16 protein-coding genes and 3 pseudogenes are annotated in these 20,033 nt (G+C 67.6%); 8 read left to right on the top strand and 11 right to left on the bottom strand.

Going from position 1 to position 20,033, the window contains the following annotated elements; all coding sequences use genetic code 11:
- Window positions 1-58: 58 nt before the first annotated feature.
- Window positions 59-961 (top strand): annotated as a pseudogene (locus tag AC27IO_RS10695) (SDR family oxidoreductase).
- Between the two features lie 134 nt (window positions 962-1,095).
- Here the strand turns inward: AC27IO_RS10695 and AC27IO_RS10690 are convergent.
- The 3 genes from AC27IO_RS10690 to AC27IO_RS10680 form a co-directional block, all read right to left on the bottom strand.
- A complete protein-coding gene (locus tag AC27IO_RS10690; protein ID WP_284401082.1) occupies window positions 1,096-1,854 on the bottom strand; it encodes a 3-hydroxyacyl-CoA dehydrogenase in 759 nt (252 codons plus the stop codon).
- A 114-nt stretch (window positions 1,855-1,968) separates the two neighbouring features.
- Complete coding sequence (locus AC27IO_RS10685; protein ID WP_284428676.1) at window positions 1,969-3,018, bottom strand: extracellular solute-binding protein; 1,050 nt, start codon at window positions 3,016-3,018, stop codon at window positions 1,969-1,971.
- Window positions 3,019-3,242: 224 nt separating this feature from the next.
- Window positions 3,243-3,803 carry a phasin family protein gene (locus AC27IO_RS10680; RefSeq protein ID WP_272568836.1) on the bottom strand — a complete coding sequence of 187 codons (561 nt, stop codon included), beginning with the start codon at window positions 3,801-3,803 and terminating at the stop codon, window positions 3,243-3,245.
- 225 nt (window positions 3,804-4,028) lie between these two features.
- On the opposite strand from AC27IO_RS10680, the gene AC27IO_RS10675 reads away from it, so the two are divergent.
- Window positions 4,029-4,499 carry an acyl-CoA thioesterase gene (locus AC27IO_RS10675; protein WP_498738933.1) on the top strand — a complete coding sequence of 157 codons (471 nt, stop codon included), beginning with the start codon at window positions 4,029-4,031 and terminating at the stop codon, window positions 4,497-4,499.
- Window positions 4,500-4,613: 114 nt separating this feature from the next.
- Here the strand turns inward: AC27IO_RS10675 and ggt are convergent, their stop codons facing one another.
- Window positions 4,614-6,626 (bottom strand): gamma-glutamyltransferase, encoded by a 2,013-nt coding sequence (gene ggt / locus AC27IO_RS10670; protein ID WP_487112532.1) that lies wholly within the window; start codon window positions 6,624-6,626, stop codon window positions 4,614-4,616.
- 322 nt (window positions 6,627-6,948) lie between these two features.
- Between ggt and pncB the strand changes: the two genes are divergently transcribed.
- The 5 genes from pncB to AC27IO_RS10645 all read left to right on the top strand — a co-directional run bounded on the left by pncB (window position 6,949) and on the right by AC27IO_RS10645 (window position 13,417).
- Complete coding sequence (pncB, locus tag AC27IO_RS10665; protein ID WP_498738932.1) at window positions 6,949-8,160, top strand: nicotinate phosphoribosyltransferase; 1,212 nt, start codon at window positions 6,949-6,951, stop codon at window positions 8,158-8,160.
- A 110-nt stretch (window positions 8,161-8,270) separates the two neighbouring features.
- Entirely contained in the window at window positions 8,271-9,683 is a 1,413-nt protein-coding gene (locus AC27IO_RS10660) for a sodium:proton antiporter (RefSeq protein ID WP_498738935.1), read from the top strand.
- Window positions 9,684-9,696: 13 nt separating this feature from the next.
- Window positions 9,697-10,683, top strand: a complete 987-nt coding sequence (locus AC27IO_RS10655; protein ID WP_498738931.1) for a 2-hydroxyacid dehydrogenase — start codon at window positions 9,697-9,699, stop codon at window positions 10,681-10,683.
- Window positions 10,684-10,800: 117 nt separating this feature from the next.
- Window positions 10,801-12,228 (top strand): DNA recombination protein RmuC, encoded by a 1,428-nt coding sequence (locus AC27IO_RS10650; protein ID WP_498738934.1) that lies wholly within the window; start codon window positions 10,801-10,803, stop codon window positions 12,226-12,228.
- A gap of 1 nt (window position 12,229) precedes the next feature.
- Window positions 12,230-13,417, top strand: a complete 1,188-nt coding sequence (locus AC27IO_RS10645) for an MFS transporter (RefSeq protein WP_284428671.1) — start codon at window positions 12,230-12,232, stop codon at window positions 13,415-13,417.
- 34 nt (window positions 13,418-13,451) lie between these two features.
- Here AC27IO_RS10645 and AC27IO_RS10640 read toward each other — a convergent pair whose 3' ends face one another.
- The 7 genes and pseudogenes from AC27IO_RS10640 to AC27IO_RS10610 form a co-directional block, all read right to left on the bottom strand.
- Window positions 13,452-14,315, bottom strand: a complete 864-nt coding sequence (locus AC27IO_RS10640) for a hypothetical protein (protein ID WP_498738930.1) — start codon at window positions 14,313-14,315, stop codon at window positions 13,452-13,454.
- Window positions 14,316-14,447: 132 nt separating this feature from the next.
- Window positions 14,448-15,311, bottom strand: coding sequence for an LOG family protein (locus tag AC27IO_RS10635; protein WP_317357658.1), 864 nt, complete (start codon window positions 15,309-15,311; stop codon window positions 14,448-14,450).
- 50 nt (window positions 15,312-15,361) lie between these two features.
- Window positions 15,362-15,742: a fluoride efflux transporter CrcB gene (crcB, locus tag AC27IO_RS10630; RefSeq protein WP_272547945.1), complete on the bottom strand. Its 381-nt coding sequence runs from the start codon at window positions 15,740-15,742 to the stop codon at window positions 15,362-15,364.
- A 96-nt stretch (window positions 15,743-15,838) separates the two neighbouring features.
- Window positions 15,839-17,152, bottom strand: a complete 1,314-nt coding sequence (locus tag AC27IO_RS10625; protein ID WP_284427132.1) for a TRAP transporter large permease — start codon at window positions 17,150-17,152, stop codon at window positions 15,839-15,841.
- 57 nt (window positions 17,153-17,209) lie between these two features.
- Window positions 17,210-17,743 carry a TRAP transporter small permease gene (locus AC27IO_RS10620; protein ID WP_272568849.1) on the bottom strand — a complete coding sequence of 178 codons (534 nt, stop codon included), beginning with the start codon at window positions 17,741-17,743 and terminating at the stop codon, window positions 17,210-17,212.
- Complete coding sequence (locus AC27IO_RS10615; RefSeq protein WP_317357665.1) at window positions 17,743-18,753, bottom strand: TRAP transporter substrate-binding protein; 1,011 nt, start codon at window positions 18,751-18,753, stop codon at window positions 17,743-17,745. The genes AC27IO_RS10620 and AC27IO_RS10615 overlap by 1 nt, the downstream gene beginning before the upstream one ends.
- 307 nt (window positions 18,754-19,060) lie before the next feature.
- Window positions 19,061-19,855, bottom strand: a pseudogene (locus AC27IO_RS10610) (M14 family metallopeptidase); the annotation flags it as partial.
- 9 nt (window positions 19,856-19,864) lie between these two features.
- On the opposite strand from AC27IO_RS10610, the pseudogene AC27IO_RS10605 reads away from it, so the two are divergent.
- Window positions 19,865-20,033 (top strand): annotated as a pseudogene (locus AC27IO_RS10605) (aconitase family protein); the annotation flags it as partial.

Raw genomic sequence — 20,033 nt, 5'->3', positions numbered from 1 at the left:
CGCTGCACGTGCATTTCCCCCGCATCGGCTACGTACTCAAGAAAACGGAGACATCGGCATGATCGAATCGTTCCAGGGCAAGACGGCGGTACTGACCGGCGCGGCATCGGGCTTCGGCCTCGAATGCGCGCGCATCGGCGCGCAGCGGGGCATGAACCTCGTGCTGGTGGACGTGCAGCAGGACGCGCTCGATGCCGCCGCGGCCGAGCTGTAGGCCGCGGGCGCCGCCGTGCTGGCCCGGCGCGTGGACGTGGCCGACGCCGCGCAGATGGCGCAGTTGGCCGCCGACGTGCAGCAGCGCTTCGGCGCGCCGCACCTCGTGTTCAACAACGCGGGCGTGGGCGCGGGCGGGTTGATCTGGGAAAGCAGCGTGCAGGACTGGGACTGGGTGATGGGCGTGAACCTGATGGGCGTGGTGCACGGCGTGCGCCTGTTCACCCCCATGATGCTGGCCGCCGCGGCGCAGGACCCGCAGTGGCGGGGCCACATCGTCAACACGGCCAGCATGGCCGGCCTGCTCAACGCCCCCAACATGGGCATCTACAACGTGAGCAAGCACGCGGTGGTGAGCCTGTCCGAAACGCTGTACCAGGACCTGGCCCTCGTCACCGACCAGATCGGCGCCAGCGTGCTGTGCCCTTACTTCGTGCCCACGGGCATCACCCGCAGCGAACGCAACCGCCCGGACGTGGCGACCGCGGCGCAGCCCACCAAGAGCCAGTTGATCGGCCAGGCCATGACCGACAAGGCCGTCAGCAGCGGCAAGGTGACGGCGGCCGAGGTGGCCCAGCGCGTGTTCGACGCGGTGGGTGCCGGGCAGTTCTACATCTTCAGCCACCCGCAGGCGCTGGGCAACGTGCAAAGCCGCATGGAGAACATCGTGCGGATGGAGAACCCGCCCGATCCGTTCCTGGCCCGGCCGGACATCGGCCAGCGGCTGCGCGAGCAACTGCGCGGATGAACCGCTGCAGGCCTGCCCGCACGGGTGGAACGGCAGGCGAGGGCGGCGCTGGCGGCAGAGGCTTTATGAACGAAAAAGGCCGCCAGCGCAGATTCCACTAGGGCATTCTGCTATCGATTGAATAGCAATCGCGCTCAGCGTGGCGCCAGGCGGATCGCGCCGTCCAGGCGGATCACCTCGCCGTTGAGCATGTCGTTCTCGAAGATGTGCTGCACCAGGCGCGCATAGTCTTCGGGCGTGCCCAGGCGGCTCGGGAAGGGCACGCCCGCGGCCAGCGCGTCCTGCACTTCCTGCGGCATGCCGAACAGCATGGGCGTGCCGAAGATGCCGGGGGCGATGGTCATGTTGCGGATGCCGTTGCGCGCCAGGTCGCGCGCGATCGGCAGCGTCATGCCCACGATGCCGCCCTTCGATGCGGCATAGGCCGCCTGGCCGATCTGCCCGTCGTAGGCCGCCACGCTGGCCGTGGAGATGAGCACGCCGCGCTCGCCGGTGGCCTCCGCCTCGTTCCTGGCCATGGCCTCGGCAGCCAGGCGGATCATGTTGAAACTGCCGATCAGGTTCACGGTGACCGCCTTGGCGAACAGGGGCAGGGCGTGCGCGCCGTTCTTGCCCACGGTCTTCTCGGCCGGGGCGATGCCCGCGCAGTTGACCAGGCCCATCAGCTTGCCCAGGGACACGGCCTTCGCCACCACGGCCTGTCCATCGGCTTCCTGGCTCACGTCGCACTTCACGAAGGCGCCGCCGATGTCGCGGGCGACCGCTTCGCCCCGGTCCGCCTGCAGGTCGGCGATGACGATCTTGCCGCCCTGCGCGGCCAGCCGGCGCGCCGTGCCTTCGCCCAACCCCGACGCGCCGCCGGTGACGATGAATACCTTGCCTTGGATTTCCATGGGGGATGTCTCCTCGATATGACGTTAACGTAAACGTCAATTATGGCCGAAGCCGCGGGCGTGAAAAAGCCCGGCATGCCGGGCTCTTGGTGCGAGGAAAGGACGGTGCGTGGCTTACTGGAAGTTCACGCGGTCCAGCATCTGCTGCACTTTGGTCATGTGCTCGCCCACCGCGCTGATCGGGATGGTCTCGCTCTTGAAGGGCTTGCCGTCCGTCATGGCTTTCAGGGCCGGATTGCCCGTGTCCACGCCCTTGGCGGCGGGCCATTCGTTGTTGCCGTTGGCGAAGTAGTTCTGTGCCTCGGGGCTGGCCAGGTATTCCAGGAACTTGACCGCGTTGGCCTGGTTCTTGGTGTTGCGTGCCACGGCGCCCCCGGCGATGTTCATGTGCGTGCCCCACGATTGCTGGTTGGGGAACACCACCGACACCTTGCCGGCAATGGCTTTGTCCTCGGGCTTGTCCGAACGCAGGATGCGGGCCAGGTAGTAGCTGTTGGTCACGGCGATGTCGCACTCGCCGGACGCCACGGCCTTGATCTGGTCGGTGTCGCCGCCCTTCGGAGGACGCGCCAGGTTGCCGGCCACGCCCTTGAGCCAGGCCTCGGCCTTCTGCTCGCCCATGTGCTCGGTCACGGCGCCGAACAGGCTCAGGTTGTAGGGGTGCGAGCCGGAGCGGATGCAGATCTTGCCCTTGTTCTTCGGGTCGCCCAGCTCTTCATAGGTGTCCACGTCTTCCTTGCTGACCTTGTCCTTGTTGTAGACGATCACGCGGGCGCGGGTGGACAGGCCGAACCAGGCAATGCCGCCGTCGGCCGCGGGCTTGGCGCGCAGGTTGGAGGGGATCGTGTCTTCCAGCACCTTGGAGCGGATGGGCAGGAACAGGCCGTCGACCTCGCCGCGGTACAGGCGGGCGGCGTCCACCAGCAGGATCACGTCGGCCGGGGAGGCGGTGCCTTCGGCCTTCAGGCGGGCCATGATGCCGGCGTCGTCGGCGTCCACGCGGTTCACCTTGATGCCGGTGGCCTTGGTGAAGCCGGTGTACAGCGCTTCATCGGTGGCGTAGTGGCGGGCGGAGTACAGGTTGACGACCTGGTCCTGGGCGGAGGCGGCGCCAGCGGCGGCCAAAAGACAGGCCGCCAAAACGGCTTTCATGGACTTCTGCATGGAGAGGGTCTCTTCTCTGGAGGTTGGAAACCGGGCGATGATAGGTCGAACGAGAATGATTCTTAAACAAGACCTGCTGAACCAGAGGTCTTATCGCCGTGGTCCCGCCCGGCCCGCGGCCACTCCAAGCGCCGCGCGCCCATAAAAAAAAGCCCGGTCGCAAGACCGGGCTTGAATTGGATCCCTGAAACCCGGTTTCGAGAGATCCAAGGAGACAACGGGTTTTAGCGCTTGCGCTGCTGCACGGCGGCGGCCGACTTGGCGGCGGCGTTGGCAGCGGTGTTGGCCACGGCGTTGAAGTTGGCTTCAGCGACATCGCTGGCTTGCTTCACGGCCTTTTGAACGGATTCGAAGGCGTTGTTGGCGGCAGAGACGGCGCTCTTGAACACGGCCACGCTGGTTTCCGAACCGGCGGGTGCATTCTTGGCGGCGCTGTCCACCAGGTTGCTGAAGTTGCGCTGCACTTCGGACGCCTGGGCTTCGAACGTGCGGCCGAATTCGGCGCTGGTGCTCGAGGCGATGTCGTACAGGTGGCGGTTGTAGGCAGCGGTCTTTTCTGCCAGGGGCTGGAACAGGCTGGCTTGCAGGGACAGCAGTTCTTGCGCATCCTTGGCGCTCAGCACGGCTTGCGTGTGCGTGGCGACTTCGGCCAGGGCAGCGCGGGAGGCGGTGACGTTCAGTTCCACCAGCTTTTCCACGCCTTCGAATGCCTTGTTGGTCAGGCCGAACAGGGTTTCGAGGTGGGCCTTGTGGGATGCAATGAGTTGTTCCGGGGTCAGCGACATGGTGTATCTCCTATTGATGAGTCCTCGAGGGACGGATGGTTGAGACATCTGCGCTGTCGTGACCTGGAAGTCATGTTGCAGTGCAGCATGGGACGGATTCTAGGCGGTTGAGTTCAGGAATCAAGCGATTTTGCTGCATTGCAACATGATTAGAGTGCATAACCAAAAATGCCGGTCACCTGAGGCACATCAAAGGAGGCGCCTCCACTGGCAGAATTTGCCGCCATGAATGCCCCCACCGTTTCCATGCCGCCCCGCCGCCTGCCGGAGCCGCGCTCCGCATATTCCGTGTTCCGCACGATTACCACCCGCTGGGCGGATAACGACGCATATGGCCATGTCAATAATGTCGTGTATTACAGCTGGTTCGATACGGCGGTGAATGCCTATCTGATTGAGCTTGGCGCCCTGGATATCCATGCGGGCGAGACGATCGGCCTGGTGGTCGAAACCCAGTGCCATTATTTCGCGCCCCTCGCTTTTCCCCAGACGGTGGAGGCTGGCATCCGAGTGGCGCACGTGGGCCGCTCCAGCGTGCGCTACGAAGTCGGGCTGTTCGCCGAGGGCGCGCCTGAGTCGGCGGCGGGCGGGCACTTCGTGCACGTGTATGTCGGCCGCGAGGACCGCCGGCCCCGCGCCTTGCCGCAGGCGCTGCTGGACGCCCTCGCACCCCTGCGCATCGCGGTCGGCACCTGACCCGGCCCCTTCCATGAAAAAAGCACCGGAACGCTCACGCGGCCGGTGCTTTTTGGAGGGGGGCGCGGCAGGCGGCAGCCCTTCGGCCGGGCCGCCTGGCGCGTCAATGCACGGTCAGGGCTTGTAGGTATCGCCCAGCACCACGCCTTCGCGGCGGGGATCGGCGCCGCCCTGCAGCACGCTCTCGCCGTTGCGCTGCACGCGGATGATGGTGCTCGTGCCGCTCGACTGGGCCGAGGTGGACACCGTGTGGCCCAGTGCGCGCAGGCCCGTGATCAGCGGGTCGTTGTTGCCGCCGTTGCTGCTGTTGATGGCCGGGTGTTCGCCGCCCAGCGAGGTCGTGGGGCTGTTGCTGGCGCCGAAGTCCACCAGCGAGGTGGCCTGCTGCGCATCCAGGCCCCAGTCGAGCGCGCCGACGACCGTCTTCACCACGTACTGGATGATGGTGCCGCCGCCGGGCGAGCCCGTGCCCATCAGAAAGTCGCCCATGCTGCCGTCCGCGGCCTTCTTGAACACCAGCGTGGGTGCCATCGAGCTGCGGGGCCGCTTGCCGGCTTCGACGCGGTTCGCCACCACGGCGCCGGTGCTGTCGGTCGGCGTGGCCGAGAAGTCGGTCAGCTGGTTGTTCAGCAAGAAGCCCTGCGTCATGTGGAACGAACCCATGCCGGCTTCCACCGTCGTGGTCATCACCACGGCATTGCCCTGCTTGTCCACGATGGTGAAGTGCGTCGTGCCCTTCTCGTCGATCAGGCTCACGCCGGCAGGCTTGTTGCTCAGGTCGCCGGCCACGGCCGTGCCCATGCTCTTGGTCATGCTGATCAGGCCCGCACGGTTGCGCAGGTAGGTCTTGTCCAGCATGGCCGCGGGCGAGCCGCCGGGCAGCGACACGAAGTCGGTGTCGGCGATGTACTTGTCGCGGTCGGCATAGGCCAGGCGCTCGGCCTCGCTCACCAGGTGCACGCCCATCACCGAAGGCTTGCCGCCTTCGATGTCGATGGCCGTGGGCTTGTAGTTGGCGAGGTTGAAGTTCTCCAGGATGCCGAGCGCCGACGCCACGGCGATGCCGCCAGAGGACGGTGGCGACATGCCGCACACCCAGTAGTCGCGGTAGGTCGTGCAGACCGGGTCGCGGCGCTTGGCGCGGTAGTTGGCCAGGTCGCTCATCTCGGTCAGGCCGGGGGTGATCGCCACGGTGGGCGTGCCGCCGCTGGTGACCTTGATCTTGTTCACGATGCCTTGCGCCACGGGGCCGGTGTAGAACGCATCGGCGCCGCCGCTGGCGATGGTGTTCAGCGTGGTGGCGTAGGCGGGGTTCTTGATCAGCGTGCCCAGGCCCTTGGGCGTGCCGTCGGCATTGAAGAAGTAGGCGACCGCCTCGGGATCGCGCGAGAGGCCGGTGGTGGCGCCGGCGATGGCGCTGGCCATGCGGCCGCTGATCTGGAAGCCGTCCGAGGCCAGCTTGACCGCGGGCTGGAACAGCTCGCTCCACTTGAGCTTGCCGTGGTCATGGTAAGCCATCTCCAGCATGCGCACGGCGCCGGGCGTGCCGATGGAGCGGCCGCTGGCGCGCGCGCCGCCGGGCTGCGGCAGGGTGCGGTCGCTGTCGCTGACCCAGCGCAGGTAGTTTTCCGTCGCGGCCGCGGGGGCGGTTTCGCGGCCGTCATAGGCCTGCACTTTCTTCTGCGCCGCATCGTAGTGCAGCATGAACGCGCCGCCGCCCAGGCCCGACGATTGCGGTTCGACCAGGCCCAGCACCATCTGCACCGCCACGGCCGCATCGACCGCGGAGCCGCCCTGGCGCAGCACTTCGCAGCCCGCGCGGGAGGCCAGCGGATTGGCCGTGCTCACCATGTACTGCTTGGCATAGACCGCGGTCTTGCCGACCTTGTAGCCAGAGGCGGGTTCGGGCGCTGCGGGATCGCCGGGCAGGCCGGAGCCGACCGTGACCGAGCCGCCATCGCTGACGACCGCGCAGGCCGAATCCTGTCCGGGAGCCGAAGCGCTGCCACTGCCACCCCCGCCACCGCCGCAGCCGGCAAGGACCAGCAGGGCGGCCGTCAGCGTGGCGGTGTAGCGCCAGACAGGGCGCGTGGTGGAGGGTGTGATGGGCGGGCGGGAATGGCGCATTGGAAAAATACCTTTGTTCTTGAAGAAGGAAGTGCCGTCGTCTCTGCGGCGCATCGAGCATACGCGCTGCGCGGGCCCGTTCGGACCCGCTCCATTCCGCCGTGCGACATGTGCGAGATGCGATCGGCGGCGAAGCGGGTGGGGCGGTGACGCGGGCGCGCGTTGCGGGATGCATGCAGTGCGGCGGCCGAAGTGCGGTGCAAGATCCGGACCAGTGCGGTGCCCGGCAATGGGGCGCCCTTGATGACACAATGCCATGCGACGGTGCGCCGCTGCCGTCCACTGCAGATGCCCAGCCGGCCCGCCGCGGCCGCTTCCACCCATGATCATCACCAGCCTGCTCGACACCGATCTCTACAAGTTCACCATGATGCAGGTGGTGCTGCACCAGTTTCCCGGCGCACAGGTGGAGTACCGCTTTCGCTGCCGCAATCCCGGCGTGCAACTGGTGCCTTTCGTCAACGAGTTCCGCGAGGAGATCCGCTCGCTGTGCAGCCTGCATTTCCAGGATGCCGAGCTGGCCTACCTGCGATCCATGCGCTTCATCAAGAGCGATTTCGTGGATTTCCTCGGGCTCTTCCGGCTCAACGAAAAGTACATCACCGTGAGCCCGCTGGCCTCGGGCGAGATCGACATCACCATCACCGGGCCATGGCTGCACACCATCCTGTTCGAGGTGCCGGTGCTGGCCATCGTGAACGAGGTGTACTTTCGCAATACGCAGAAGGTGCCCGACTTTCCCGAAGGCCGCCGCCGGCTCGACGCCAAGATCGCCCTGCTGCAGGCCGATGGCCTGGGCGACCTCAAGATCGCCGACTACGGCACGCGCCGCCGCTTCAGCCGCGCATGGCACGAAGAGGTGCTGCGCGTGCTGTGCGCGCGCCTGGGCACGGGGGAGCGCCGCACGACGGGCGCGCCTTCGGGGCCGGGGCAGTTCGCCGGCACGAGCAACGTGCTGTATGCCATGAAGCTCGGCGTGACGCCGCTGGGCACCATGGCGCACGAGTACCTGCAGGCCTGCCAGGCGCTGGGCCCGCGCCTGCGCGACAGCCAGATCTTCGGCTTCGAGATGTGGGCCAAGGAGTACCGCGGCGACCTGGGCATCGCGCTGTCGGACGTGTACGGCATGAGCGCCTTCCTGCGCGACTTCGACCTGTATTTCTGCAAGCTCTTCGACGGCGCGCGCCACGACAGCGGCGACCCGTTCGCCTGGGGCGAGCGCCTGCTCGACCACTACCGCCGCAACCGGGTCGATCCGCTGACCAAGACGCTGATCTTCAGCGACGCCCTCACCGTGCCGCGCACCATCGAGCTGTACCAGCAGTTCCGCGGGCGCTGCCAACTGGCCTTCGGCATCGGCACCAACCTCACCAACGACCTGGGCTGCGAGCCGCTGCAGGTCGTGATCAAGATGACGCGCTGCAATGGCCAGCCGGTGGCCAAGTTGTCCGACACCCCGGGCAAAGGCATGTGCGACGACGAGAAGTACCTGGCCTACCTGCGCCAGGTGTTCGAGATCCCGGCGCCGCAGTGAACGCATCGACCCGCATGCAGCGAACCGGTCGGCCGGCGCGCGCTTCGATGGCCACCCCCAGCCCCGTTCCCACTCTGGAGGCTTCCAACGCCATGTCCCTGTCTTTACCGATGTCCCGCGGCCTGCGTGGCTTGTTGCTGATCGCCACGGGCCTGCTGCCGGGCCTGGCGCGGGCCGCCGAGATCGACGGGAGCGCGCTGTCGGTGCTGTGGGGCGTGCCCTTCGCCGGTCTGTTGCTGTCGATCGCGCTGGTGCCGCTGTTCGCCCCCGCGTTCTGGCACCACCATTTCGGCAAGATCGCTGCCGCGTGGGCGCTGGCGTTCCTGCTGCCGTTCGCGGCAGTCTTCGGGGCCGGTGCGGCGGGTGTGAACCTGGTCCATGCGCTGCTGGCCGAGTACCTGCCGTTCGTCATCCTGCTGGCGGCGCTGTTCACCGTGGCGGGGGGCATCCACATCCGCGGCAACCTGCATGGCGGCCCCGGGCTGAACACGGCCATCCTGGCCATCGGCGCGGTGCTGGCAAGCTTCATGGGGACGACGGGCGCATCGATGCTGCTGATCCGGCCGCTGGTGCGCGCCAACGACCACCGCAAGCACGTGGCGCACATCGTCGTGTTCTTCATCTTCATCGTCTCCAACGCCGGGGGCTCGCTCACGCCGCTGGGGGACCCGCCGCTGTTCCTGGGCTTTTTGAAGGGCGTGGATTTCTTCTGGACGGTCGGGCACATCCACCAGGAGACGCTGTTCCTCGTGGGTTCGCTGCTGGCGATCTTCTACGCGATCGACCGCTGGTTCCATGGCCGGCCGGGCGAGGCGGCACGGCCGGACCCCACGCCCGACACGCGGTCGATCGGCTTCGACGGCCAGGTCAATTTCTGGCTGCTGGGCGCGGTGATCGCCCTGGTGCTGCTCAGCGGGTTCTGGAAGTCGCCGGTGGTGTGGAGCATCGCCGGCACGCCCGTGGGCCTGCCCGGGCTGGTGCGTGACGTGGGGCTGCTGGCGGTGGTGGGCGCCTCGCTGTGGCTCACGCCGCGCCAGGTGCACGCGGACAACCAGTTCGGCTGGGCTCCCATGCAGGAAGTGGCCAAGCTGTTCGCGGGCATCTTTCTCACCATCATCCCGGTCATCGCGATGCTCAAGGCGGGCACGCAGGGGCCGTTCGGCGCCATCGTCGGCGCGGTGACCCGGCCTGACGGCACCCCCGATCCGGCCATGTACTTCTGGACCACCGGCCTGCTGAGCGCGTTCCTGGACAACGCGCCGACCTACCTCGTGTTCTTCAACACCGCCGGCGGCGACCCGGCCGTGCTCATGACCACGCTCGCCCCCACGCTGGCCGCGATCTCGGCCGGCGCCGTGTTCATGGGCGCGGGCACCTACATCGGCAATGCGCCCAACCTCATGGTCAAGGCCATTGCCGAAGAGCGCGGCGTGAAGATGCCCAGCTTCTTCGGCTACATGCTCTGGTCGTGCGGCATCCTGCTGCCGCTGCTCGTCGCCATGACATTCCTCTGGTTTCGCTGAAAGGTCCTGATCCATGTCCAAGCCCCGCATCCTGGTCGCCCGCGCCATCTTTCCCGAGGTGGTGGAGCGGCTCTCGCAGCATTTCGAGGTCGAGGCCAACCCCGCCGACGCGGTCTGGTCGCCGGCCGAATTGGCCGAGCGCCTGCAGGACAAGGACGGCGCCCTGACCACCGGCAGCCAGCGCATCGACGCCGAGTTGCTGGCGCGCTGCCCGCGGCTGCGCATCGTGGCCAACATGGCGGTGGGCTACAACAACTTCGACGTGAACGCGCTCACCGCGTCGGGTGTGCAGGGCACCAACACGCCCGACGTGCTGACCGAGACCACGGCGGACTTCGGCTTCGCGCTGCTCATGGCCACCGCGCGCCGCATGACCGAGAGCGAGCACTATCTGCGGGCCGGCCAGTGGACGAAATGGAGCTACGACATGTTCGCCGGCTCCGACGTGCACGGCAGCACGCTCGGCATCCTGGGCATGGGCCGCATCGGGCAGGGCATCGCCCGGCGCGGCGCGCACGGCTTCGGCATGCAGGTGATCTACCACAACCGCTCCCGCCTCTCGCCCGCGCTGGAGGGCGAATGCGGCGCGCGCTACGTCTCCAAGGAGGAGTTGCTGCGCACGGCCGACCACCTCGTGCTGGTGCTGCCCTACACGGCCGAGTCGCACCACGCCATCGGCGCCGCCGAGCTGGCGCAGATGAAGCCGACCGCCACCCTGGTCAACATCGCGCGCGGCGGCATCGTGGACGACGCGGCGCTCGCGGCGGCGCTGCGCGACAAGCGCATCGCAGCGGCCGGGCTGGACGTGTTCGAGGGCGAGCCGCAGGTGCACCCGGACCTGCTCACCGTGCCCAACGTGGTGCTGACCCCGCACATCGCCAGCGCCACCGTGCCCACGCGGCTGGCGATGGCCAACCTGGCGGCGGACAACCTGATCGCGTTCTTCGACGGCCGGGGGGCGCTGACGCCCGTCAACACGCCGGCCGAACGGCCGGTGTGACGGATGCCGCCACGGTGCGGCCGCGCCGCGGTTTCGGATCGAATCGACCGCATGCCGTCGATTTTCATGCCGTTGTAGCTATCAAATCAATAGCAAAAGGAGTATCGGGTTTTGGAAATGTTCGCTGTCCTGGGTTTGCTGGTGCTGGTCGTCCTGATGCTGGGGGTTCTGCTGCTGCGCAGCCCGCGCGCCGAACTGCCCCCCGAGTGGCTGATGCGCCTGCAGCGCCTGGAGGCCACGGCCCAGGCCACGCAGCTGGCGGTGGCCAAGAACGATGGCGCGCTGGAGGGCATGGCCCAGCAGCTGCGCGGCTTCACGCAGACCATGCAGGGCACGCTGGAGAGCGTGCGCCAGGCCGTGGACGAGCGGCTGGCCCAGGCGGTGCACGAGTCGCGCAGCGGCCGGGCGGAGCTGCTCGCGGCCTTCACCGCCTTCGAAGGCAAGCTGGAGCAGCGCCTGGCGCTGGGCCAGACCGATGCCGTCGCGGCGCGGCAGGAACTGGTGCAGGCGCTGGGCGCTTTCCGTGCCGAACTCACGCAGACCGGCGAGGCCCTGCGCGGCGTGCTCAACGAGCGCCTGTCCGCCATCCAGGCCGACAATGCCGCCAAGCTGGAGGAGATGCGCCGCACCGTGGACGAGAAGCTGCACGCCACGCTGGAGCAGCGCCTGGGCGAATCCTTCAAGCTGGTGAGCGACCGGCTGGAGCAGGTGCACAAGGGCCTGGGCGAGATGCAGACGCTGGCCGGCAGCGTGGGCGACCTCAAGCGCGTGATGACCAACGTGAAGACGCGCGGCACCTGGGGCGAGATGCAGTTGGGCGCCATCATCGAGAACGTGCTCACCGTGGACCAGTTCGCGCGCAACGTGAAGGTCATGCCCGGCAGCGACGACCTGGTGGAGTTCGCCATCCGCCTGCCGGGCCGGGGCGACGAGCAGCCCGTGTGGCTGCCCATCGACTCCAAGTACCCGGTGGAGCAGTACCAGCGCCTGCTGGACGCGCAGGACCTGGCCGACAAGGCGGCGGTGCTGTCGGCGGGCAACGCCTTCGAGACTTCCATCAAGGCCGAGGCGCGCAAGATCTTCGCCAAGTACGTGTCGCCGCCGCACACCACCGACTTCGCCGTGATGTACCTGCCCACCGAGGGCCTGTTCGCCGAGGTGATCCGCCGGCCCGGGCTGGTGGAGGCGCTGCAGAACGACTGCCGCGTGATGATCACCGGGCCCGCCAATCTGGCGGCCATGCTCAGCAGCCTGCAGATGGGCTTCAAGACGCTGGCGATCGAAAAGCGCTCCTCCGAGGTGTGGGGCCTGCTCGGCGCGGTGAAGACAGAGTTCTCCAAGTTCGGCGACGTGGTCGAGGCCACGCGCAAATCCATCGACGCGGCGGCCCGGCGGTTCGACGAGGTGGGCGTGCGCACGCGCGCCATCCAGCGCCAGCTGCGCGAGGTGCAGGCCCTGCCGGCCCCGGGGGCGGCGGTGCCCCTGGCGGGGGCGGGTGCCACGGATGGCGGCCTGCCGCCCACCACCGAAGACGAGGCCGTTTGACATGAACACCGCACTGGCCCGCCTGATCGCCGGACAGATCTGCATCCACGCCTGCATGGCCGGCATGCGGCTGGCCGCGCCGCTGCTGGCCCTGCGCGAGGGCTACAGCGCGGCGGCGGTCGGCATCCTGCTCGCGCTGTTCGCGCTCACGCAGGTGTTCCTGGCGCTGCCGGCGGGCCGCTATGCCGACCGCCACGGCCTCAAGCGCCCGGTTGGCTATGCCGTGGTCGTGGCGGTGGTCGGGGCGGCCGGGGCGCTGGTGTGGCCGGTGTTTCCCATGCTGTGCCTGGCCGCGCTCATGACGGGCGGCGCCACGGGTGCCGCCACCATTGCCCTGCAGCGCCATGTGGGGCGCGCGGCGCACGACTCCACGCAGCTGCGCCAGGTGTTCAGCTGGCTGGCCATCGGCCCAGCCGTGTCCAACTTCGTCGGGCCGTTCTGCGCCGGGATGCTCATCGACCATGCCGGTCCCACGGCTGGCAGCACCGAAGGCTACCGCGCCGCCTTCGCGCTGATGGCCGTGCTGCCCATCGCCACCTGGTTCTGGGTGAGGGCCACCGTGGAACTGCCGCCCGTGATCGCGGCGGCCGGCGGCGTGCGCCCCCGGGCCTGGGACCTGCTGACCGAGCCCGGCTTTCGCCGCCTGCTCATCGTGAACTGGCTGCTGTCGTCGTGCTGGGACGTGCACACCTTCGTGGTGCCGCTGCTGGGCCACGAGCGGGGCCTGTCGGCGTCGGTGATCGGCACCATCCTGGGTGCGTTCGCCATTGCGGCGGCCGTGATCCGCGTGCTGATGCCCCTGGTGGCGGCGCACCTGCGCGAGGCGGTCGTGGTCACCTGGGCGATGGTCACCACGGCGGTGCTGTTCGCGGTGTACCCCTTGCTGCCCAACCCGTGGGCACTGGGCCTGTGTTCGGTGCTGCTGGGCTTCGCGCTGGGATCGGTGCAGCCGATGATCATGAGCATGCTGCACCAGATCACGCCATCGCATCGCCACGGCGAGGCGCTCGGCCTGCGGCTGATGGCCATCAATGGTTCGAGCGTGCTGATGCCGGTGCTGTTCGGATCGGCAGGGGCGCTGATCGGCGTGGCGGGGCTTTTCTGGGTCGTGGGTGCGGTGGTGGGCGGCGGCTCCCGGCTGGCCGCGCGCCTGGGAGACGGTGACGCGCATTCCGCCGTGCCGCATTGAGGCCGTGGCCGATCCGGCCGCTCCCTTGCCGGCTTCAGTTCGGTCTGGCACCCCGGGAATTGGGGCGCTGAGACAGCACCGGCGAATCGGCAGTCACCAGGGCGTGGAGGTTGCGCACCAATTGCGCCGGGACTTCGTTTGCTGCCAGCGCAGCCGCATGGACGGTCTCGGATGCGGATCCCTGTCTCAGGTCCATGAGGTGATCGACCACCTGGGGCACATGGCGCCCCACCTCTTGTGACAGGTCCTCCGGGTCGTCGGGATCGGGCTCGCCCATGACGAGAATCATACCGAGGGCAGCGACGGCCAGTTCCTGGGAAATTTGGGGCTCACGTCCCTCTGCCATGGCGGCTTGCGCCAAGGCCTGGAAGGCCTCTGCCATGTCCCGAAGGGCCCCGGGTGCCGCCTGGATGCCCTCCGCGACCGCCTGGGCGGCGCCAGGGAGCATCGCGAAGAAAGCGCGTGTTGCCATCAACGTGTATCCCGCGAAAGCGATCGCCGACCCTCTCACGGTTTCCAGGTCATTGGCGCGCTGGTGGTTGATCAAGGCGTAACTGCTGCCACCCGCCAGCATGGCGATTCCGGTGGTCCGGACAGGGTCTGCCAGAAAGGCAGCACCGGCTGCCGCGCCGATGCGTGCACCGGCATGTGCGACGACCGTGCCGCCATCGACCGCCGCCTGCGCTGTCTGCCGCAAGGCCTGCAGTCCCGTGCGAACGCGTGCCGGTTGCGGCGCATGCTGCGCGGCGGCAGGTGCATCTGCGCGCTGCTGCAGGCCTTCCGGTGCCTGGTGGCGCGCACTGGAGCGCCGACGCACATCGGACGGCTCTGCCTGCGTGTGTTGCGATGCGCTGGACGCGGCCTGGGCCGAGGGATTGGGAGCGTCGATGCGGGGCATGGTGGTTTGAGGAAAAGCCAAAATGCCCATTGTTCGCACTGCGCCGGAATGCCGCCAGCGCCATGCGATGCTCCGGCCCATGGTGCGAAACAACGGGTGAACGCACCCGGTTGCAGCGCGGTCAGGCCGGATTCAAAGCTTGTAAAACGCCTTGATGATGTTCCAGGCTTCCTGCGGGTCGTCCGTGTAGTGGAACAGGTTCAGGTCGGCGGCGGAGATGGTGCCTTGCTCCACCAGCGCATCGAAGTTGACCAGCTTCTTCCAGAAGTCGGTGCCGAACAGCACGATGGGCACCGGCTTGGCCTTGCCGGTCTGCACGAGGGTGAGCACTTCGAACAATTCGTCCAGCGTGCCGAAGCCGCCGGGGAATGCCACCAGGGCCTTGGCGCGCATCATGAAGTGCATCTTGCGCAGCGCGAAGTAGTGGAATTTGTAGCTCAGCGAGGGCGAGATGAAGCGGTTGCCGCTTTGCTCGTGGGGCAGCGCGATGTTCAGGCCCACGTTGAGCGCGCCGACGTCGTGCGCGCCGCGGTTGGCGGCTTCCATGATGCCGGGGCCGCCGCCGGTGCACACGTAGATGCGGTCCGCGGGTTGCTGCTGTTCGCTGTGCTCGGCGACCACGCGTGCGAACTGCCGCGCCAGGTCGTAGTAGCGGGCGTTGCGCACGGCGAGCCTGGCGCGCGCGATGCGGCTGTCGTCGCCACTGGCCTGGGCATCGGCCAGTTGTTGCTCGGCTTCGTCGGGGGCGATGAAGCGCGCGCTGCCGTACACCACCACGGTGTTCTCGATGCCCTGTGCGGTCTGGCCCAGATCGGGCTTGAGCATTTCGAGCTGGAAGCGGATGCCGCGCGTTTCACGCCGCAGCAGGAATTCGGGGTCTGCGAACGCCAGCCGGTAGGCATCGGCGTGCAGCGGGTTGCCGTTCACGGCGTGGTTGTTCAATTCGGCCCAGGCATTGGCCAGGCGGCTGTCGTTGAGTTCGGTATTGGAATCCATGGGGTGAGATTGTGCGGGCAAAAAAGAAGGACCCGTTGCCGGGCCGTCGGTCAGCGGGCCGCCCACCACAGGGCCGTGCGCATGCCGGCCCAGGTGAGGGTGAAGGAGCCGCCCACGTGCAAAAGCAGCGTGGCCAGCGCGATGCCGTAGCGCTGCTGCATCAGCATGGTGACGACTTCGCCAGAGAAGCTGGAGAAGGTGGTCAGGGTGCCGAGAAAGCCGGTGATGATGAGCAGCCGCCAGGCCGGGTCGATGTCCGGCCGCTGGGTGAACACGGCGATGGCGATGCCGATCAGGTAGCCGCCGATGAGGTTCACCGCCAGCGTGCCCCAGGGCAGCAGGCCGCCGGGGTTGAGCCACAGGGCGAAGCCCCAGCGCAGCAGGGCGCCCAGGCAGGCGGCCAGGCAGATGACGGCGACGTTGAGCAGCATGCCGCAAAGTATCGCAAAAACCCGGGGCCTCGCCGCCGAGGCGCTCATCTTCCTCCCGTGGAGTGGCGGCGGCCAGCGGCCCCTGCGGGCCTGCGCCTAGCCGCCGTCCTTGCCCATCACCAGGTCCGGCAGCACGGTGACGATCTGCGGGAACACGGTGATGATCGCGATGCATACCACCAGGCACAGGAAGAACGGAATGGCCGCGCGTGCGATCGTGTTGCTGTCCTTGCCGGTCATGTTCTGCAGCACGAAGAGGTTGAAGCCCACGGGCGGGGTGACCTCGGCGATCTCCACCAGCAGCACGATGAAGATGCCGAACCAGATCAGGTCGAAGCCGGCCTTCTGGATCATGGGCAGCACCACCGCGCTGGTGAGCACGATCATGCTGATGCCGTCCAGCGCCGTGCCCAGCACGAGGTAGACGATCGTCAGCACGCCAATCAGCGCGAAGGGCGAGAGGTTCATCGCATTGACCCACTCGGCCAGCTCGCGCGGAATGCCGGTGAAGGCCATGGTCTTGGTCAGAAAGGCCGCGCCGGCCAGGATGAACATGATCATGCAGCTGGTGCGCGTGGTGCTCATCAGCCCTTCGGTGAAGTTCTTCCACGTCAGCGAGCGGCTCCACAGCGCCAGCCCCAGCGATCCGGCCACGCCGTAGGCGGCGCATTCGGTGGCGGTGGCGTAGCCGGCCACCAGCACCCACACGATGAAGACGATCAGGACCGCCACCGGAATCAGGTTGCCGGACTGCCGGATCTTCTGGCGGAAGGTCGTCGGTGCATCGGCCGGCGGCACCTTGTCGGGGTTGCGCAGGCTCCACCAGCCGATGTAGCCCGAAAACAGCAGCATCAGTAGCAGGCCCGGCAGGAAGCCGGCCAGGAAGATGCGGATGATGGAGGCATCTGCCGCCACCGCATACACCACCATGGTGATGGATGGCGGAATGAGAATGCCCAGCGTGCCTGCCGTGGCAAGCGAGCCCAGCGCCAGGCGCTCGTCGTAGCCGCGCTTGAGCAGCTCGGGCAGGGCCACCTTGCTGATGGTGGCGCAAGTGGCGGCGGACGAGCCCGACACCGATCCGAAAATGCCGCACCCCAGGATGGTGGTGTGCATCAGCCGGCCCGGCACCCGGTTGAGCCAGGGGCGCAGGCCCTCGAACATCTCTTCGCTCAGCTTGGTGCGAAAGAGGATCTCACCCATCCAGATGAAGAGCGGCAGCGCCGCCAGCTCCCAGCTGGCGTTGCTTTCCCAGAAGGCCGAGAACAAATTCTTGCCCGGCTGCGTGTTCGTGAAGAACGCCTGTCCGACCCAGCCGCAGATCGCCAGCGTCATCGCGATCCAGACGCCGCCCGAGAGCAGCACGATCATCAGCAGCAGCAAGATGCCGCCCACCATCAGAATGTCCATGGGATTCTTCTTTCGGGCCCGGCCGGGCCGCAGCGAGGGTTCAGGTCGGGTGGAGGGTCAGATGTCGGAAGAGAAATCGCCGCGCGCATGCCGGTCCTCGACTTCGCGCACGAAGGTGGGCACGCCGCCGCGCAGCACGATGATGAATTCATCGACCACCGCGACGAACAGCAGCACCGAACCCAGTGCGAAGCTCATCTGGGGAATCCACATCGGCAGCGGCAGCAGGCCCTGGGCCACATCGTTGAATTCCCAGCTTTCGTAGGTGAAGAGGCACGCCGACCAGGCCAGGTAAGCCACTGCCACCGAGCCGATGGCCAGCGAGACGATCTCGAACTGCCGGCGCCGGGGCGGCGAGAGCTTTTCCAGCAGCAGCGTGACCCGCACGAAGTCGCCGTGCTTGAAGGCATGCGCCATGGCGAAGAACGCCGCGGCGGCGCAGAACCACGCCACCACGTCGTTCAGCGCCCCGGTGCGCACCCCGACCTCGCGCAGCACACTCTGCGCGATCATCAGCACGCAGATCAGGGCCACGAAGGTGGCGCCCAGGGCGCCCGCGCCCAGGTACAGGCGGTCCAGGAAGCGGCGCATCACTTGGCTGCCACGGGGGCCGGCTTGCGGTAGGCGGCGATGATGGCCTCGCCATCGGGGCCGGCCTTCTTGAGCCAGTCGGCCAGCATGATGTCGCCGACCTGGCGCAGGTCGGCCACCAGCTTGGGCGGGGGCGGGAGGATCTTCATGCCCTTGTCTGTCAGGGCCTTCTTGTACCACTCGTTCTTTTCCGCGCTGACCTTCCAGCCGCGGGCCTCGGCCGCGGCGGCGCTCTTGAGCAGTTCGTACTGCGTGGGCTTGTCGAGCGCGTCGAAGGCCTTCTTGCTCACGATCACCGCGTTCTTGGGCAGCCAGGCCTGGGTGTCGTAGAAGTACTTGATGCTCTCGTAGAGCTTGCTGTCGTAGCCGGTGGAACCGGAGGTCATCATCGATTCGACCGCTCCGGTGGCCGTGGCCTGCGACAGCTCGGCCGCCTGGATGGTGACGGGCTGCGCGCCGATCAGCTCGGCGATCTTGGCCGTGGCGGGGCTGTAGGCGCGCCATTTGATGCCCCGCAGATTGGCCACCGAGGTGATTTCCCGCTTGGAGTAGATGCCCTGCGGAGGCCAGGCCACGGTGTACAGCAGCCGCAGGCCCTGCGCATTGAGGAGCTTTTCGAGCACAGGCTTTTGCGCTTCGTACAGCCGCTTGGAATCGGCGTATGAGGTGGCCAGGAACGGAATGCCGTCCACGCCGAAGATGGGGTTCTCGTTCTCGAAGTTGGGCAGCAGGATCTCGCCGGCCGGCGCCTGCCCGCCCTGCACGGCGCGCTTGATCTCGTTGGCCTTGAACAGCGATGCATTGGCATGCACCGTGATCTTGAGCTTGCCGCCCGTGGCGGTGTCCACGTCCTTGGCAAACTCCATCAGGTTCTCGGTGTGGAAGTTGGTGGCGGGATAGGCGGCGGCCAGGTCCCATTTGGTCTGCGCGAACGCGGTGGGGGCACACAGTCCGCAACCCAGGGCGCCGGCAAGGGCCCATGCGGACAGAGGGAGAGCGCTACGCTTCATCGATGAACTCCACAGTGGTAGTGAGACAGGGAAACGAAAGACCGCATTCAATGTAACCGCGTGTTTGCGGCAACACCCTCAGGTGTTTACCTGAACAAAGCGCATGGCAAAGGCCCGGACCGGGCCCATCGCCAGTGCGGTTCGGTATGCACAGACCGTGCCAGAGAAGGGGGCTGCCAACCCCCCCTGTTTTCATGCCGCTGGGCGCTTGCGGCAAGCGACGCGATGGCCTTCAGCGCCGGGCGTGCACCACGCCACGCACCGCCGAAGGGAACAAGGCCCGCTCCCCCCATCCACCCAAGCGCAATCAGCCGCGCTCGGAAAGAATGGCCTGCCAAGCGTCCACCGCCGCCAGCACGGCGGCCTTTTGCACGCCGTGCGCGAAGCGGAAGGCATCGCCCGACACCGTCTCGTCGGGGAATTCGGTGATGAGCGTGACCGGCGCACCGCGCGGGTTCTCGGACTGCGTGCAGGCCGTGCCATGGATCACCTCGAACGGCAACGCCCCCGCATGGTGCTCATACAGCGCCATCTGGCGGGCGTTGTACTCGGGCAGGCCGGGAACGGCCTGCAGCGCCGCGGCCACCTGCTCCAGCAGCGCACGGCCTTCGGCCTGCCAGCCCGGGTGGTGGCGCAGGATCAGAAAGAACCCCTTGGGCACCGTCCACAGGCCGAAGCCTCGTGGCACGTAGCCGGACAGCGGCCGGGTCCACTCGTGCGCGGGGTAGCCGTGCAGGTTGATGTGCAATTGCGCGCCGGAAAGGGCCAGGGCCTGTTCGCGGGCTTCGCGCTCGTAGAGCGGCGCCGTCTCGCGGTATTCGATGTCGTCGCCCAGCGCGCTGTAGCGCGCGGCATGCTGCATGTGGTGGGCGTGGTGCGCGCCCAGTTCGCGGTGCAGCGCATAGCCGTCGGGGTTCTCCAGCGCGATGAGGGCGAAGTGCGCGCCGGGCCGCGCATGCAGCGCCTCGGCCGCGCGCAGGGCCCCCACGACGCCGGAGGTTTCGTTGGCGTGCTGGCCGCCGCTCAGCAGGATCGGGGCCTCGGTGCCGGTGCGGTACAGGCCCAGCACCTCGCGCCCCTGGCGGCTGCGCGCGGAAAAGCGCTGGCGAGATTCCCCTTCGTCGTGTCGCGCGTGGTGCTGCAGGATTTCACCGGAGTGCCTTTGCTGGCCGATCTAGCCGCCATGCGCAGCGTGGCCCAGCGCCTGGGCAAGAAGCCCAAGAAGATCGAGCCGCTGGTGCCCGTGGACCTGGTGGTGGACCACTCCATCATGGTGGACC

It is taken from the genome of Acidovorax sp. KNOB132 (assembly GCF_057541515.1).
This window is presented reverse-complemented; position numbering and strand designations above follow the sequence as displayed.